General features: G+C 61.5%; 16 protein-coding genes. 4 read left to right on the forward strand and 12 right to left on the reverse strand.

What is annotated here, in order from left to right:
* Window positions 1-11 precede the first annotated feature (11 nt).
* The 4 genes from phnC to Q0K07_RS02790 all read right to left on the reverse strand — a co-directional run bounded on the left by phnC (window position 12) and on the right by Q0K07_RS02790 (window position 2,646).
* Window positions 12-842, reverse strand: a complete 831-nt coding sequence (phnC, locus tag Q0K07_RS02775; RefSeq protein WP_294556091.1) for a phosphonate ABC transporter ATP-binding protein — start codon at window positions 840-842, stop codon at window positions 12-14.
* Between the two features lie 487 nt (window positions 843-1,329).
* The gene (locus tag Q0K07_RS02780; protein ID WP_294556094.1) at window positions 1,330-1,842 is read right to left on the reverse strand and encodes a permease; all 513 of its coding nucleotides are present in this window, start codon (window positions 1,840-1,842) and stop codon (window positions 1,330-1,332) included.
* Window positions 1,839-2,315, reverse strand: coding sequence for a permease (locus tag Q0K07_RS02785; RefSeq protein ID WP_294556097.1), 477 nt, complete (start codon window positions 2,313-2,315; stop codon window positions 1,839-1,841). The genes Q0K07_RS02780 and Q0K07_RS02785 overlap by 4 nt, the downstream gene beginning before the upstream one ends.
* Window position 2,316: 1 nt before the next feature.
* The gene (locus tag Q0K07_RS02790; protein WP_294556100.1) at window positions 2,317-2,646 is read right to left on the reverse strand and encodes a helix-turn-helix transcriptional regulator; all 330 of its coding nucleotides are present in this window, start codon (window positions 2,644-2,646) and stop codon (window positions 2,317-2,319) included.
* Window positions 2,647-3,080: 434 nt separating this feature from the next.
* On the opposite strand from Q0K07_RS02790, the gene Q0K07_RS02795 reads away from it, so the two are divergent.
* Window positions 3,081-4,553 carry a UbiD family decarboxylase gene (locus Q0K07_RS02795; RefSeq protein ID WP_294556103.1) on the forward strand — a complete coding sequence of 491 codons (1,473 nt, stop codon included), beginning with the start codon at window positions 3,081-3,083 and terminating at the stop codon, window positions 4,551-4,553.
* Entirely contained in the window at window positions 4,554-5,138 is a 585-nt protein-coding gene (locus tag Q0K07_RS02800) for a UbiX family flavin prenyltransferase (RefSeq protein ID WP_294556105.1), read from the forward strand. It abuts the gene before it with no gap.
* Between the two features lie 113 nt (window positions 5,139-5,251).
* Here Q0K07_RS02800 and Q0K07_RS02805 read toward each other — a convergent pair whose 3' ends face one another.
* The 3 genes from Q0K07_RS02805 to Q0K07_RS02815 form a co-directional block, all read right to left on the reverse strand.
* On the reverse strand, window positions 5,252-5,956 hold the full coding sequence (locus tag Q0K07_RS02805; protein ID WP_294556107.1) for a P-II family nitrogen regulator: 705 nt from the start codon (window positions 5,954-5,956) through the stop codon (window positions 5,252-5,254).
* Window positions 5,953-7,407 (reverse strand): DUF1538 domain-containing protein, encoded by a 1,455-nt coding sequence (locus Q0K07_RS02810; RefSeq protein WP_294556110.1) that lies wholly within the window; start codon window positions 7,405-7,407, stop codon window positions 5,953-5,955. The genes Q0K07_RS02805 and Q0K07_RS02810 overlap by 4 nt, the downstream gene beginning before the upstream one ends.
* Before the next feature lie 278 nt (window positions 7,408-7,685).
* Window positions 7,686-8,450: a TSUP family transporter gene (locus tag Q0K07_RS02815; RefSeq protein ID WP_294556113.1), complete on the reverse strand. Its 765-nt coding sequence runs from the start codon at window positions 8,448-8,450 to the stop codon at window positions 7,686-7,688.
* A 210-nt stretch (window positions 8,451-8,660) separates the two neighbouring features.
* Here Q0K07_RS02815 and Q0K07_RS02820 point away from each other — a divergent pair, with 210 nt between their 5' ends.
* Window positions 8,661-9,572 (forward strand): AraC family transcriptional regulator, encoded by a 912-nt coding sequence (locus tag Q0K07_RS02820; protein ID WP_294556116.1) that lies wholly within the window; start codon window positions 8,661-8,663, stop codon window positions 9,570-9,572.
* 3 nt (window positions 9,573-9,575) lie between these two features.
* Here Q0K07_RS02820 and Q0K07_RS02825 read toward each other — a convergent pair whose 3' ends face one another.
* The 4 genes from Q0K07_RS02825 to Q0K07_RS02840 all read right to left on the reverse strand — a co-directional run bounded on the left by Q0K07_RS02825 (window position 9,576) and on the right by Q0K07_RS02840 (window position 12,961).
* The gene (locus Q0K07_RS02825; RefSeq protein ID WP_294556119.1) at window positions 9,576-10,583 is read right to left on the reverse strand and encodes an NAD(P)H-dependent glycerol-3-phosphate dehydrogenase; all 1,008 of its coding nucleotides are present in this window, start codon (window positions 10,581-10,583) and stop codon (window positions 9,576-9,578) included.
* A gap of 177 nt (window positions 10,584-10,760) precedes the next feature.
* Window positions 10,761-11,726: a serine O-acetyltransferase EpsC gene (epsC, locus tag Q0K07_RS02830; RefSeq protein WP_294556122.1), complete on the reverse strand. Its 966-nt coding sequence runs from the start codon at window positions 11,724-11,726 to the stop codon at window positions 10,761-10,763.
* Between the two features lie 6 nt (window positions 11,727-11,732).
* Window positions 11,733-12,656: a PLP-dependent cysteine synthase family protein gene (locus tag Q0K07_RS02835; RefSeq protein WP_294556124.1), complete on the reverse strand. Its 924-nt coding sequence runs from the start codon at window positions 12,654-12,656 to the stop codon at window positions 11,733-11,735.
* Between the two features lie 8 nt (window positions 12,657-12,664).
* Window positions 12,665-12,961: a hypothetical protein gene (locus tag Q0K07_RS02840; protein ID WP_294556127.1), complete on the reverse strand. Its 297-nt coding sequence runs from the start codon at window positions 12,959-12,961 to the stop codon at window positions 12,665-12,667.
* A gap of 301 nt (window positions 12,962-13,262) precedes the next feature.
* Between Q0K07_RS02840 and Q0K07_RS02845 the strand changes: the two genes are divergently transcribed.
* Window positions 13,263-14,252, forward strand: coding sequence for a glycosyltransferase family 9 protein (locus tag Q0K07_RS02845; protein ID WP_294556130.1), 990 nt, complete (start codon window positions 13,263-13,265; stop codon window positions 14,250-14,252).
* A gap of 166 nt (window positions 14,253-14,418) precedes the next feature.
* Here Q0K07_RS02845 and leuB read toward each other — a convergent pair whose 3' ends face one another.
* Window positions 14,419-15,492 (reverse strand): 3-isopropylmalate dehydrogenase, encoded by a 1,074-nt coding sequence (leuB, locus tag Q0K07_RS02850; RefSeq protein ID WP_294556133.1) that lies wholly within the window; start codon window positions 15,490-15,492, stop codon window positions 14,419-14,421.
* Window positions 15,493-15,589 lie beyond the last annotated feature (97 nt).

Consider the following 15,589-nt stretch of genomic DNA (forward strand, 5'->3'; position numbering starts at 1 on the left):
TGCTTGTTCTGTCAGGCGGCAACCGCCGTGCGGCCGCCGTGGGAGCGGGGAACGAAGGAGGGACGGGCCGTGTTTTTTTCGCCGAACAGCTCACGGCTTTCCGCGCCGTAGAGGCTGTTGAGCATGGCGGGAGTGAGCTCTGAGGTGGGGCCGTCGAAGACGATTTCGCCTTTCTTGAGCGCCACGGTGCGCGGACAGTAACGGATGGCGTAGTCGACCTGATGCAGCGTGACCACCACGGTGATGCCGTCGGTTCTGTTGAGCTCCTGCAAGGTGTCCATGACGTTGCGGGCCGATTCCGGGTCCAGGGAGGCGATGGGCTCGTCGGCAAGGAGCACCTCGGAGCGCTGCACAAGGGCGCGGGCTATGGCGGCGCGCTGCTGCTGTCCGCCGGAAAGCGTGGAGGTGCGCTGCCAGGCCTTGTCGCGTATGCCCACGCGCTCAAGGGCGCGCAGGGTCAGTTCCACATCCTCGCGGGAAAAAAGCCCGGCCAGTCCGTGGAAGAACGGCGTGCGGCCGAGGGCACCCAGGGCGACGTTGCGTGCGACGCTGATGCGCCCCACAAGATTGAACTGCTGGAAAATGACGCCGATGTGGCTGCGTATGTCGCGTATGTCCCTGCTCAGCATTCCGTTCTTCTGTATGGTGTAGCCGTTGACCGTGACCTCGCCTGCGTTTCTGTCGCTGGTGGTGAGGCCGCATATATGACGCATGAGCGTGGATTTGCCGGAACCGGAAGAGCCGATGAGCGCAACCATTTCTCCGGGACGGATGTGCAGGTCTATATGTTTAAGTGCCTGAACGCCGGAAAACGTCTTGTTCAGCCCGGTAACGTGAATCATTCCTGTTCCTCCATCGGAGAATATCCGTACATGTCAGAGTACGGGTGTTTTCACAGAGTTATTTTCCGCAAAAATCACGACTTTTGCATGTATGATGGAAAAGTCTCTGGTTCATGCGGAAGATATGCATGTGATATACGGGGGATGAATAGAGCGGGGATGACGGAAGTATGAATTTTCCATAACGCTTTTTTCCCTCACGGAGGAAAATTTGCGTCACTTTTTGTGCGTCATGGAAATATAAGGAAAAATAAGAAAAAGAAAATCAGAAGGATACGGCGAAATTTCCGCATAAGAAAGCGCAGCTGTCCTGCCTTACACAGCCTTCACAGAAAAAAGGGCGCAGCGGAAGAAGGCGGCAATGCCTGCGGGGATGCCGTGACCGGAAGGCAGCCGGAGGCGAAAAAAAAACGCGCCGCCTGGCGGATGTTTTGAGCGTGGACATCCTTTCCGGGCAGGCGCGTGATGTTCCGGGAAAGGGGAGTGTTCAGGAAAGGTTCTTTTCTTCGGGAAGGGTCTTTTCCAGCACAAGGGCGATGAGGAATATGCCCGCGATGTTGAACAGAAGGCGCAGAGCCATGAAGCGGAAGCCGAGGGTGGCGCTTTCAAACATGATGAGGGGAATCTTGGTGCAGGACCAGGCCCCGATGAAGATGAAGACATTGAGCATGCGCGCCCCCTTCCGCATCATGACGCAGGCCATGGGAAAGGCCGCGTACAGGGGGCCCGCCGCGGCGGAACCCAGGAAAAAGGCCAGAAGCATGCCCCGCAGACCGGAATGCACGCCCATGTACTTCATCATGGTTTCCCGTTCCACCCATACGTCCAGAAGGCCGAGCAGCACGAAGATGGGCGGCAGGAAGGAAAGCATTTCCAGAAGATTGTCCCGTGTGAGCGTCAGCGCCTTCCAGCCCGTCTCCGGAGCGAGAAAAAGCAGAAGCGTGTTGACGAGGCCGAGGGCCAGAAAAAAGCGGTAGCGTCTGCAGAAGGAACGTATCACAGCAGCGCCCCCAGCAGAAAGGAGGAAAGCACGGCGTAGATAAAGGCGAGGAGGTTCCTCTGCACGGCGATGCGTCTGCCGAAGGTGGAACTTTCCAGCGGCAGGGTGATCACGCCCACCATCATGAGGGTGGTGAGGAACATGGCCGTCTGCCCGTAGCCCGCGCCGGAGGCGAGAAGCGAGGCCGCCAGCGGAAAGGCGATGAATCCGGGAATGAGGGTGACGGAACCTGCCGCGGCGGCCAGGGCCATGCCTGCAAGGCCGGAATCCTTCCCCAGCAGGCGGGAAATGAGGCTTTCATCCACCACGGCCAGCGTCATGCCCATGAGCAGGATGATGGGGAGAAACTGCGGCAGGATGTTCTCAAAGGATTTCCAGCCCTTTTTCAGGGCAAGGCGTGTCTTCTGCCTGTCTCTGGCAAAGGAAAGACCGAGCAGAAGCAGCGTTGCCAGATAAAGCGCGGCGGTGGACATGTCATTTCTCCTTCCGGGGCAGAGGGGCCATGGGCAGGCGGAGAAGCCCGTTTGCGTCGTCGCGCGCCGTGATGTCCGCCATGGCCTCGATGTCCCGGGCCAGAGCGCGCAGTCTTTCCCTGTTGATGGCATAGTGCATGTGGTAGCCGCGCCGTTCCCCGGAAAGAAGTCCGGCTTCTTTCAGGATTCTGATATGCTGGGATACCGCGCTTTCACTGACGCCGAGGCTGCGCGCCAGTGCGGAGACGCAGAAATTGTGTTCGAGCAGCAGCCTGATGAGACGGCGGCGGGTTTCGTCGGCCAGAGCGCGATAGAGGGGGGCGTTGTCCATGCTCTTCCTTTGCCGCAGGCGGCGGTGCGTTCCGTTTTTTTCGCCGGAGAAGGGCAGGCCGGTGCGGGAATGAAATCTGATGAAGTAATGACTTAAATAAACCGACGCCATGTTCTGTCAAGCGGAAGGGCCGCCGGGAAGAAGCGCCGGAAAAGGCGCCCGCGGCGGACCTTCCGGGCACGGCGTGCTTCCCTGAGGGCGTTGACAGAAAAACGCCATGGCGGGCATGATGACAGAACACTCGTATGGATGCAGAAGGGGCGGGAGTGCGTGCAGGCTGAAGAAGGCCGCGTTTTGTGAGGCGGCTTTCGGGCGATGGTGCCGAGCTGCGCGCCGGAAGAGAGAAAACGCCCTTCATCCTGCCGGGCGCATTTCTTCGCGCACGGCAGAACATGGGATATTCCCGCCTTCGGGCGGAGACGGAGGAATGCGACATGCAGCAGAAGGTCAACGATCTGCGCAGTGCGCTTGAGCTGCTGCGCTCCATGCCGGGGCAGCTTGTTTCCACGGATGTGGAGGTGGATCCGGAGGCGGAACTTTCCGGCATATACCGGTATGTCGGCGCGGGCGGCACGGTGAAGCGGCCCACGAAGGAAGGTCCGGCCATGCTTTTTGAAAACATCAAGGGGCATCCGGGGGCGCGTGTGGCCATAGGGCTCATGGCAAGCCGCCGGCGCGTGGCCGCGCTTCTCGGCACAAGGGCGGAGGATCTGGGAAAAAGGCTCTGGGCCTGTGTGGATGCTCCCCTGCCGCCTGTTTTTGAACCGGGGCCTGCCCCCTGTCAGGAAGTGGTGCACCGGGCCTCTGAGGAAGGCTTCGACCTGAACCGCCTGGTGCCTGCTCCCACCAATACGCCGCAGGATGCCGGGCCCTACATCACGCTCGGCATGTGCTATGCCGCGCATCCCGATACCGGCCGCTGGGATGTGACCATACACAGGCTCTGCATCCAGAGCAGAGACACGCTGTCCATTTTCTTCACGCCCGGCGCGCGGCATATCGGGGCCATGGCGGAACGGGCGGAGCAGCTCGGCAGAACGCTCCCCATTTCCATAAGCATAGGGGTGGATCCGGCCATTGCCATCAGTTCCTGCTTTGAGCCGCCCACCACGCCCCTGGGCTACGACGAACTGGCCGTGGCCGGAGCCCTGCGCGGGGAGCCGGTGCGCCTCTGCCCCTGCGTGAGCGTGGACTGCCGCGCCATTGCTCTGGCCGAATACGTCATTGAGGGCGAAGTGCTGCCTCATGTGCGCATTCAGGAAGATCAGAACCGCCGTACCGGCTATGCCATGCCGGAATTTCCCGGCTATACCGGCCCGGCAAGCCCCGACTGCTGGTGCATCAGGGTGAAGGCCGTCACCCACAGAAAGAATCCCATCATGCAGACCTGCATAGGCCCCAGCGAGGAACATGTTTCCATGGCGGGCATTCCCACGGAGGCGAGCATTTACGGCATGGTGGAACGCGCCATGCCCGGGCGCCTGCTCAACGTGTACTGCGCCTCGGCCGGCGGCGGAAAGTATATGGCCGTCCTGCAGTTCTGCAAGCGTTCCGCCAGCGACGAGGGCCGTCAGCGTCAGGCCGCGCTTCTGGCTTTTTCGGCCTTCAGCGAGCTCAAACATGTGTTTCTGGTGGATGAGGATGTGGACTGCTTCGACATGAACGACGTGCTCTGGGCCATGAACACCCGTTTTCAGGGGGACAGGGACATCATCACCATTCCCGGCGTGCGCTGTCATCCGCTGGATCCGTCCAATGATCCGGCGTATTCCCCCAGCATTCAGAATCACGGCATTGCCTGCAAGACCATTTTCGACTGCACCGTGCCCTTTGCCCTGAAGAGCAGATTCGTGCGCGCCGCATTCATGGAAACCGATCCTTCGCGCTGGCTGGGAGGGGAGAAGTAGATGTCCGTACATCAGAAGCGCAGGCGGCTGATCATAGCCGCCACCGGAGCGAGCGGTTCCCCCCTGCTTCTGGAGTGCCTGCGCATGGTGAAGGCTCATCCGGACTGGGAAAGCTGCCTTGTCATGAGCCGGGGGGCGAAGCTGACCCTCGGCTATGAAACCGATCTTGCCGTGGAAGACGTGTACCGCATGGCCGATACCGTGCTTGAACCTGAGGACATCGACGCCGCCCCCGCCAGCGGAAGCTTTTCCACGGCCGGCATGCTGGTGGTGCCCTGCAGCATGAAGACGGTGGCCGGCATTGCCTCCGGCTATGCCGACACCCTTATCCTGCGTGCGGCGGACGTGACCATCAAGGAACAGCGCCCCCTGGTGCTGGCGGCAAGGGAAGCTCCGCTGAGTGCCGTGCACCTGCGCAATCTCTATGAACTTTCCCGTCTGCCGGGGGTGCGCATCGTGCCGCCCGTGCTCACCTATTACCACAGGCCGCAGAGCGTGCAGGATATGACGCATCACTGCGCCTGCCGTCTGCTTCAGCCTTTCGGCATCGAGGTGGAGGACATGTTCCGCTGGGGAGAAGCGTAGAGGCCGGGGCTTTTCCGGCGAAGCCTGAAAAAAGCATCGCCCGGGGCAGGCGGACCCGGGCGATGTCTTTGCAGGGAGAAGGAACGTGGAGCCATGCTCCACGTTTTTTTTTGTTATGCGCCGGTTCCGTTCTTTTTCTGACCCAGCGTTTCAAAGCTTTCCACAGGCATGCGGAAGGCGATGCCGGAACCGGGTTCGGCGTCTTTGAATTCCGAACGTATGCTTTCCATGATGTGCGCGCTTTTGCCCCGGGAGCTGAGTATCATGACCAGTTCCTTTTCAGGAACGATGGTGATGCCGAAGAAGGTGGCGTCGTCGGGGCGGGCCGTGCCGCGCGCGTGGATGACGGTGCCGCCCGTGGCTCCGGCGCGGCGTGCCGCGTCCATGACCTGATCGGCGCCGCCGCTGTTGACGATGACGGAGAGAAGTTCGTAGCCGGAAAGTTCCGGGCTGCTTTCGGACATGGGTTCCTCCTGAATATGGGAAAAGGCTGCGCCTGAAGCGTGGTGGCGGAAAATGTCGAGCACGTTGAGCGTGAACATGATGCCCCGGGCTCTGGCGAGTCCGGGAGCGTTGCGGATCGCATCCATGACGGGCTGCACGAGATGCGCGGGCAGAATGCAGTAGAGCAGTTCCTTTTCCACGTCGTCCAGGCCGAGGAGGCGGAGCCACCGGCTTTCGGCCGTGCCGCGCCCGAGGATGACGGTGCCGCCGGAGGCCCCGGCCTTTCTGGCCGCGGCCATGGCTTCGTCGCACCTGTGTTTTTCTATGACGGTGACGAGCAGTTTGCCCGTGCTGTTGCTGGAAGTGGTGTTCATGAGCGGTCCCCCGTCTTGCATCTGAAAACAATGCCCAGAAGCTGAATGGCGATGAGCGGCGTCATGGCGATCATGGCGATGCAGCCGAAGGCGTCCACGGCGGGATTGCCGCCCACGCCCTTGGATACGCCGAGCATGAAGGCGAGGATGAAGGTTGAGGCCATGGGGCCCGAGGCCACGCCGCCGGAGTCGAAGGCGATGGCCGTGAACATGCGCGGGCAGAGGCGCATGAGCAGCATGGCCGCTGCGTATCCCGGAATGAGGAAATACCAGAGGCTGGTACCCGTCATCACCCGGTACATGGCGATGCCCACGGCAAGGGAAACGCCTGCGGAAAGGGCGATCAGCATGAGTGTACGGCGTATGGCGCCGCCGGAAACCTGTTCCACCTGTTCGGTGAGAATCCATACGGCAGGTTCCGCACATACCACCACGGCGCCCAGCACCAGGGCCACGGGAATGAGCAGAAAGCGGTTTTCCGGGGCGGAGAGAAGAGCGCCGAGGGCGTCGCCCGCAGGCATGAAGCCGCCCTTCACGCCGAGGAAGAACAGAATGACGCCGAAGAAGGTATACAGCAGGCCCATGACCATGCGCAGGGTCTGTCTGCGGGAAAGCCGGATGAGAAACAGGCGGAAGAGGACAAAGAGCGCGGCCAGAGGCCCGAGGGCCATGGCCACTTCGTGGGTGACTTCCGGCAGCAGGTGGAGAAAATGCTCCGCAAGGCCTTCCTGTGCGGCCTGCATGGCGGAGGCCTGTTCCGGCATGGCCGGGGCGGCGAAGAGACCGAGCATGAGCACGGCAAGGATGGGGCCCACGGAGGCCAGGCCTACGAAGCCGAAGCTGTCGTCACCGGCATGACTGCCGCCGCGCACGGCGGCCACACCCACGCCGAGAGCCATGATGAAGGGCACGGTCATGGGGCCTGTGGTGGCGCCGCCCGCATCGAAGCCTATGCCCAGAAAAAGATCGGGCACAAGAAACGCGCAGAGGAACACCAGAGCGTAGCAGAGAAAGAGCAGCAGTTTGAGCGGGAGCTGAAAAATGATGCGCCCCATGGCCACGGCCACGAAAAAGCCCACACCCGCCGCGATGATGCACACAAGCGCCATGGGGGCGATGACCGGGGCCACCCCCGTGACTTGGGCGGCGAGCACCTGCACGTCGGGTTCGGCCACGGTGATGATGAAGCCCACCACGAAGCCCACGGCCAGTATGAGGGCGAGGTTTCTTTTGCCGGTAAGAGTGGAGCCCACCTTCTGACCCACGGGCAGAACGCCGATGTCTGCGCCCACAAGGAAAAGCCCGAGGCCGATGATGAACAGTACGGCTCCCACGAGGAATTTCGGCAGATCGTCGCCCAGCGGCGCGACAGTCAGATGAAGCAGGAGCACCAGAATGACCACCGGAATCACCGAGATCACGGACTCCCTGCATTTCTCGATAAAGAGCATGAGTATCCTTTATGCAATGTAACAAGTTGGCAACATGCCGGAAGTCCGGCTCTACGCAAAGAACATAAAGACATATAACCTATATAAAAACATGAAGACGACATTTTCTGCGACATGCTGCACAGAAAAAGAGACTTTCTGCATGGTGCCGCTTTGCAGGAGGGCCGTTTTCATGGGGAATGGCATAAACATCAGACACACGCTTTTTCATGCGGGCGAAAAAGCGCGGTGGGCGCGTTTTGCGCCTTCTGCGAAAAAGTCATGCCTCAAGTGTGATATTAAGAAAAAAAGAAGCGGTAGACAAGGGTGGAAAGCAATAAAGAAAGCGTCACATAAAGAAAATTTCTGACCATGCGGGCGCCTATGCGGATGGCGAGGCGCGTGCCGAGCTGATTGCCGAGTATGTTGGCCACGGCAAGGGGCACGCCGAGGCCGAAGAGCGTGACGCCGCCCGTGGCGAACACGGCGAAGGCGCCCGCGTTGGAGGCGAGGTTGAAGACCTTGGCCGTAGCCGAGGCGCGCACCAGCCCCATGCGGAGCAGAAGGTGCTGGGCAATGATGAAGAAACTGCCCGTGCCCGGGCCGAAAAAGCCGTCGTAGGCGCCGATGAGAAGCCCCATGAGGATCACTCTGGTCCAGAGGCCCTTTTCGGGCAGATCGCCCTCTCCGGAGACGAGTCTTCCGGAAAACAGGGAGATGACCATGCCCACGGGCAGAAGGAAGATGAGCACCTTGCCCAGAAGGTCGCTCGGAACGTGCATGGCAAGGCCCGAACCGATCATGCCGCCGGCAAAGGCCGAGAGAAAGCCCGCCGGAGCGATGCGCATGACCACGAGATGATTGCGGGCAAAGGTCCAGAGCGAGGTGAGCGAACCCAGGGTGCTGGCGAATTTTCCCGTACCGAGGGCCGCGTGCGGGGGAATGCCGCAGAGCAGCATGGCGGGGGTGGAAATAAGCCCGCCCCCTCCGGCCACGGAGTCCACGAAACCGGCGAGAAAGAAGAACAGGCAGAGGATCAGAAGAACGGCAAGGGAAGTTTCCACGGTAAAGGCCTTGTTTGAGGTTGCGAAGCGTTTTGTTTGTAGACGAAACGGCCGCGTTTGTCGAAATGGACTTCGGGAGGCGATGGTGAGAGAATCAGGCAAGAAAAAGAGGGAAATGGATATGGGGAAAGGCGGGTTTCCGGCATAGGATGAAGTCATGAACGGGCCGGGGCGGGATGCCGCCGGAGGAAGGCCCGGCAAGGAGGCCGTATGGGAGAGTGGGAACGCATCAACAATGCCCTGAAGGAAAAGGCGCTTCGCCACATGCCGGAACTGGGAGTGCGGGAGACGGCCGTTCCCGGCCTTTCCATCTCCCATCGTCTTGCCCACGACGTTCTGGAAAACAGTCTGTACAGGCCCTGCATAGGGGTGATGCTTCAGGGCCGGAAGAAGTCCATCATCGGCATGGAGGAATATGTGTACGGCGAAGGCCAGTGCCTGGTGGTGGGCGTGGACGTGCCGAGTTCCTTCTATGTGGTGGACGGCACAGAGGAGGCCCCGTTCCTCTGCCTTGCTCTGGAGGTGGACAGCTTCCGGCTCACAAGGCTTGCGGCCGAAGTGCCGCCCGTGCAGACGTCCTCCGCCGGAGCATGCCTGCGCGGTGTTTCCGTGGACAGGGTGGAGGTGCCCGTGCTCGACGCCTTTTCCCGTCTGATGGATCTTCTGGACAAGCCGGAGCACATTTCCCTGTTCGCACCCATCATCATCAAGGAAATCTACTACCGCATGCTTCTGGGGCCGCAGGGGGAATTTCTGCGGAGTTTCCATACCATGGGTTCCCAGAGCACGCAGATAGCCCAGGCCGTGACGTGGCTGCGCGACAATTTCCGCGCACCGTTGCAGGTGGAGGAACTGGCAAGGCGCGTGAACATGGCCACGTCCACCTTCCACCGTCATTTCAAGGAAGTGACGAGCCTGAGTCCCCTGCAGTTTCACAAGAGACTGCGTCTTTTCGAGGCGCAGCGCCTCATGCTTGCCGAAAGGGTGGACGCCGCGAGTGCGGGGCTTGCCGTGGGCTACGAGAGTCCCACCCAGTTCAACCGTGAATACAAGCGCCTTTTCGGGGAACCGCCGCACAGGAACATCACGCGGCTGAAGAACGCCTCTTCCGGCAGGGCGTGAGGATTATTCTTCCCTGAGGGGGCGTTCCATGAGTTCCCGCACGGCGTCCTTCGGCGAGGCTCCTTCGTGCAGGATGCGGCATACCGCCTCGGTCACGGGGGCGCTGATGCGGAATCCGGCGGCAAGTTCCCTTGCCGCGCCCGCCGTCTTCACGCCCTCGGCCACCATGCCCAGGGAGGCGACGATGTCTTCCAGCCTTTCCCCGCGGCCCAGGCGTTCGCCCACCTGACGGTTGCGGGAAAGGCGGCCCGTACAGGTGAGCACCAGATCTCCCAGACCGGAAAGTCCCATGAAGGTGAGGGGCGTCGCTCCCATGGCCGCGCCCAGACGGCTGAGTTCCGCAAGCCCGCGGGTGATGAGCGCCGCGCCTGCATTGGAGGAAAAGCCCAGCCCCGTGCAGACCCCGGCGGCAATGGCCATGACGTTCTTGAGCGCTCCGCCCATTTCCACACCCGTGACGTCGGTGCTGGAATAGCAGCGGAAGAAGGGCGTGGAAAAAAGCGCCCGGAGCCTGCTTCCCCTGTCCTCGTCCCGGCAGCCCAGCACCACGGCGGTGGGCTGACCGTCCATGACTTCCGCGGCAAAGGACGGCCCGGAAATCACGGCATAGTGCGATGCAGGAAGGGGCAGTTCCTCTTCCAGCACCCGGCTCATGGGCAGACAGGTGCCGTTTTCCAGCCCCTTGGAGGCGTTCACCACGGTGATGTCTTCGGGAAGATAGGCCTTCACGCTCCTGATCCAGGTGCGCTGATGCTGGCAGGGCACGGCAAGAACGAGCGTGCCGCAGCGGCTGAGCGCCGAGATATCCGTCGTTGCTCTTACGGCCGCATGCACTTTTTTCCCGGGAAGATAGCGCGGGTTCTCATGGCGTTCGTTGATGGCGAGGGCCACGTTTTCGTCGCGCAGAACAAGGGTGGTGTCGTGCCCGGCCACGGCCAGTACATGGGCCAGCGCCGTGCCCCAGCTTCCGCCGCCGGCTACGGCGACGCGGGAAAAAGTGCCTGTGGTCATCGTGCTTCCTTTGCGTTCTGATCTTTTTTCGGAAAGGACGGCCCCTTTTCCCCCGCACGGGGAGAGGGCGCGCTCTGCAGGTCTTTCCTCCGTTATGCCCGAAGAATATGACGGGAGCGTGGCAGAAAAAAAGGAAGCTCCCGAAGGAGCTTCCTCTGTCGTTGTGCCGGTACGGCGTTATGCCTTGTCGCTTCTGCCCGTGAGGGTTTCGCCTGTTCTGGCCTTTGCACCGCTCTGCACGATGCGGCTTCCTGCGGGCACGCTGTGGGTGAGCCACACGTTGCCGCCGATGACGGAACCCTTGCCTATGGTGATGCGGCCGAGAATGGAGGCCCCGGCGTATACCGTGACATTATCTTCCAGAATGGGGTGACGGGGAATGCCCTTGACCAGCGTGCCGTCGGCATTCTTGGAGAAGGAAAGCGCGCCGAGGGTCACGCCCTGATACAGGCGGCAGCCCTTGCCGATGATGCAGGTTTCGCCGATGACCACGCCGGTGCCGTGGTCGATGAAGAAGTTTTCGCCTATCTGCGCGCCGGGGTGAATGTCGATGCCGGTGCGGGAATGGGCCATTTCCCCGATGATGCGCGGGATGATGGGCACCTTCAGGGCATAGAGCTCATGGGCGATGCGGTGGTGGATCATGGTGAGCATGGAGGGATAGCAGAACACGGTTTCTCCCGGACTCGTGGCCGCAGGGTCGCCCTCATAGGCCGCGCGGGCGTCCTCCGCGAGCATGTCGCGGATGGCCGGGATGCGCCGCATGAACTTCATGGCCATTTCCCGGGAGGCCACGTCGCAGCCCCGGCAGTCGTTGGCATAGTCGGCGCAGGCAAAGCAGCCGCCGCGCCGTATCTGTTCACTGAGCAGGCGGAAGATGGAGTCGAGGTTTGCGGCGAGGTGATAGCGCAACGATTCGCGGTGCACCTGAGAGGGGCCGAAATAGCCGGGGAAAAGCACCGCCTTCAGGCGTTCCATCATTTCCTTCAGCGCGTCATAGGAGGGCAGAGGAGTGGAACAGTCCTTGGCGTTCAGCACGGAAGAAAGGGATTCCGGGCGGCACAGGGCATCCGTCACCTCATCGAGGTCGTGCATGCGGGAAAGGGTGATTTCTTTGTCGGGCGTGGGGCAGCAGGAAGTCATGGGCGCTCAGTCCTTGGGAAAAAGGGGAGTGGAAAGATAGCGTTCTCCGGTGTCCGGCGCTATGGTGACGATGTGTTTGCCCGCAAATTCCGGGCGCAGGGCGAGATTCATGGCGGCGCGCACGTTGGCGCCGGTGCTGATGCCGCAGCTCAGTGATTCTTCCGTCATGAGCATGCGGGCCGTTTCCATGGCTTCTTCCGTGCTCACGGTGAGAATCTCGTCGACAAGGGAGCGGTCGAATACGGCGGGCACGAAGTTGGCGCCTATGCCCTGTATGCCGTGGGCGCCGCTGCGTCCTTTGGAGAGCACCGGCGATTCGGCAGGTTCCACGGCGGCGCAGAACACGGAGGGATCGGCCTCCCTGAGTCTGCGGCTCACGCCCATCAGGGTTGCGCCGGAGCCCACCCCGGCCGTGAAGGCGGCGGGAGCAAAGCCTTCCTTCCGGCAGTCTTCAAGAATTTCCACGCCCGTGGTCTCGTAATGGACGCGCGGCCCCACGGGATTGCTGAACTGATCGGGGCGGTAGGCGCCGGGCAGGGAGGCGAGCAGCTCATCCACCTTGTCCTGCGAACCCTGCATGCCCAGTTCCGCAGGCGTGAGCACGACCGTCGCGCCAAGACCGCGCAGCAGGGCCACACGTTCCCGGCTTGCCGAGGCGGGCATGGTAAGAATGAGCCTGAGATCAAGCTTCCGGCAGGCCACGGCAAGCCCTATGCCGAGGTTGCCGCTCGTGGCCTCCACCACGGTTCCGCCGCCGGCAAGAGCGCCCGATGCAAGCGCTGCGCGAAGGTAGCCCGCCGCCGCCCTGTCCTTGATGGAACCGCCGGGGTTGCGGGCTTCGTATTTCACATGGATCTTCGCGGGAAGAGATGCCGAAACCTTGTCCAGAAAAATGAGCGGCGTATGCCCTATGGTGTCGAGAATGTTCATGGCGTACCTCAGGATGGGTCGGAGGAAGGGGGCATGTCGTCCCTGGTGAACATGTGCCAGTACACGGAACGTTCTCCGTCTTTTTCGCGTCTTTCCGGGGTGACGTACAGGATGGGTTCGTCCTTCCAGTGATACGTCATGCTGTTGTCGGGCGCGATGTAGCACTTCATGTTGGCGGCGATGTCTTCCGGAGGCAGAGTACGGGGATTGATACCCCGCTCCTCCAGCTGTTCCCGGAGAAGTTCTTCCACTCTGGCGGCAACCTGAAGATTCGGTTTGGGCGCGTCTTCACACTGTGATGGCATGGTATCCTCTTTTTGCAGAAAATGGCGCTGCGGCCTTGGAATATACGATAAGCTTTTGTCCTGTCTTGGCAAGAGCGGAGGGCGGCCCGGGAGCCTGGATGGACGAAGAGGGCATCCTTTCGCCCCGTCCGGGCATAAAGGGCCTGCAGGAGGCCGGGTTCCCCGCGTTGTCTGCCGGGAAAATATGGGCTATGCTTCGCCCGTTGCAGACTTTTGCATGGGCTGCGGGTCATACCGGCTTCGTGAGAGGGCGGATGTGCTTTCCCCGGGGCCGCTGCACCATGAGCAAGGAGGGCTTTTCGTGAAGAAGTTTCATATACTCTGCCTCAGAAGCGACCGCATCGGCGACATGCTGGTGAGCACCCCGGTGCTGCACCGGCTCCGCGTCCTGTACCCCGACGCGGTTCTTGACGTGATCGCAAGCCCTCTGGGTGCCGTGGCGCTGGAAGGCAACCCCGATGTCGATCATGTGTTCGTGTACGACAAGAAGCACCTGCGCTGCCTGTTCACCCTTCTGCCGCACCTCAGGGAAAGGCACGATATGGTGGTGAGCTTCAACGACAGGTCGCGCACGCTGCGCATTCTTTCCTTTCTTGCGCGCGGCGACAGAAAGGGCGCGCTCAACAAGGGCCGCCTTGCGCCGTGGAGCGGTTCGGAGTCGGACGGCACCCATTATTCCGCCGTCATGCTCCGGGAGCTGGAGGCGGAATTTTCCCTGCCTCATGACGAACACCCCGACATAAGCATTCGTTTTTCCCTGCCGGAAGAGGTGGAAAAGGCCGTGCGCGAAAGTTTCCCGCCCGTGCCCGGACTCAGGCGTGTGGGCATATTCATCGGCAACATCAAGAAGACGGGCCTGCGCTGGCCCATTGAAAAATTCGTGGAACTCACGCGGGTGCTGCTGGAGAAGAACGCGGATCTTGATGTGTGGATCGTTGCCGGGGAAAGCGACGTGCCCCTTCTGGAGGCCTACCGGGACATGGAACACCCGAGACTGCACCGCTTCATCGGCAAAAAGTCGCTCCAGTACACCGCGGCCTTTCTGAAGACCTGCGACGCCTTCGTCACCTGCACCTCGTCGCCGCAGCATCTGGCCGGAGCCATGAAGGTTCCCACCGTTTCCATCACCTATCCCTGGTCGGAAACGCTCTGGACGCCGCGCGGGCCGCTGAATTTTTCCGCCGTTTCCGAGGTGAACGACGATGTGAGGGATATTCCCGTGCGCACCGTGTACGAAACGCTGAACAGAACGCTTCAGGGGACGCTTTCCCCGTGGGAAGAGAAGGTATGACGGAAGACGGGCCGCAAGGCCCGTTTTTTTTCGCCATGGCCTGAAGGCGCGTTTTCGGCGTGCCGGGGAGTACGGAGCAGGGGAAGATCTGCCCGGTGTTAAAAGAACGCCGCCGGAGCATGGCACCGGCGGCGTTTTTTCTAGAAGGGCAGGGTTGTGTTCAGGCTCAGATTCTGTCGCAGATGGCCTTGCCCATGGCCGTGGTGGACACGGGCGTGACGCCTTCTTCCGCAATGTCCGAAGTACGGATGCCCGCCTCAAGCACCTGCGTCACGGCGTTGTCGATGGCGGCGGCTTCCTGCTCCAGACCGAAGCTGTAGCGCAGCATCATGGAAACGGACATGATGGTGGCGATGGGGTTGGCGATGTTCCTGCCGGCGATGTCGGGCGCGGAGCCGTGGCTCGGCTCATAGAGGCCGAAGGAGCCGTCGGCAAGGCTCGCGGAGGGCAGCATGCCGAGGGAGCCGGTGATCATGCTGGCTTCATCGGAAAGGATGTCGCCGAACATATTGGAGGTGAGCAGCACGTCGAACTGACCCGGGCGGTACACGAGCTGCATGGCAGCGTTGTCCACATACATGTGGGAAACGGTCACTTCCGGATAATCGGCGCTCATTTCGTTGACCACGCGTCTCCACAGGCGGGAGGTTTCCAGCACGTTGGATTTGTCCACGCTCACGAGGTTCTTTCTGCGGGCCATGGCCGCGTTGAAGGCCACCTTGGCGATGCGGCGGATTTCCATTTCGCTGTAGCGTTCCACATCATAGGCTTCCTGGCCGTATTTTCCTTCTCTCCAGCCGTGCTCGCCGAAGTAGATGCCGCCGGTGAGTTCGCGCACGATGAGCAGATCCATGCTGTCGCCGATGTTCTCGCGCTTGATGGGGCAGGCATTGCTCAGCGCCTTGTGCATGATGGCCGGGCGCAGGTTGGCGTACAGGCCGAGGCCTTCGCGGATCTTGAGCAGGGCCTTCTCGGGGCGTTCGGCGCCGGGCAGGTTGTCCCACTTGGGGCCGCCCACCGCGCCGAGAAGCACGGCGTCGTTCTTCTTGCAGGTGTCCACCGTGCTTTCAGGGAAGCAGGTGCCCACGGCGTCGTAGGCGGCGCCGCCCATGAGCAGATGGGTGAAGACAAATTCGTGGCCGAACTTCTGCCCGACCTTTTCCAGAACCTTGAGGGCCTCGTCCACGATTTCCGGGCCGATGCCGTCGCCGGGGATGACCGCGATGCGATAGGTTGCCATAGTACCGTCCTTATGGGCTGAAAGGGGAAAGAGCGCGGAAAGGCGGCTCTTTTTTACGAAAAAGCCCGGCGGAGCGCGGTACGCCCCGCCGGAGGAT

It is taken from the genome of uncultured Mailhella sp., assembly GCF_944324615.1.
Taxonomy (GTDB): Bacteria; Desulfobacterota; Desulfovibrionia; order Desulfovibrionales; family Desulfovibrionaceae; genus Mailhella.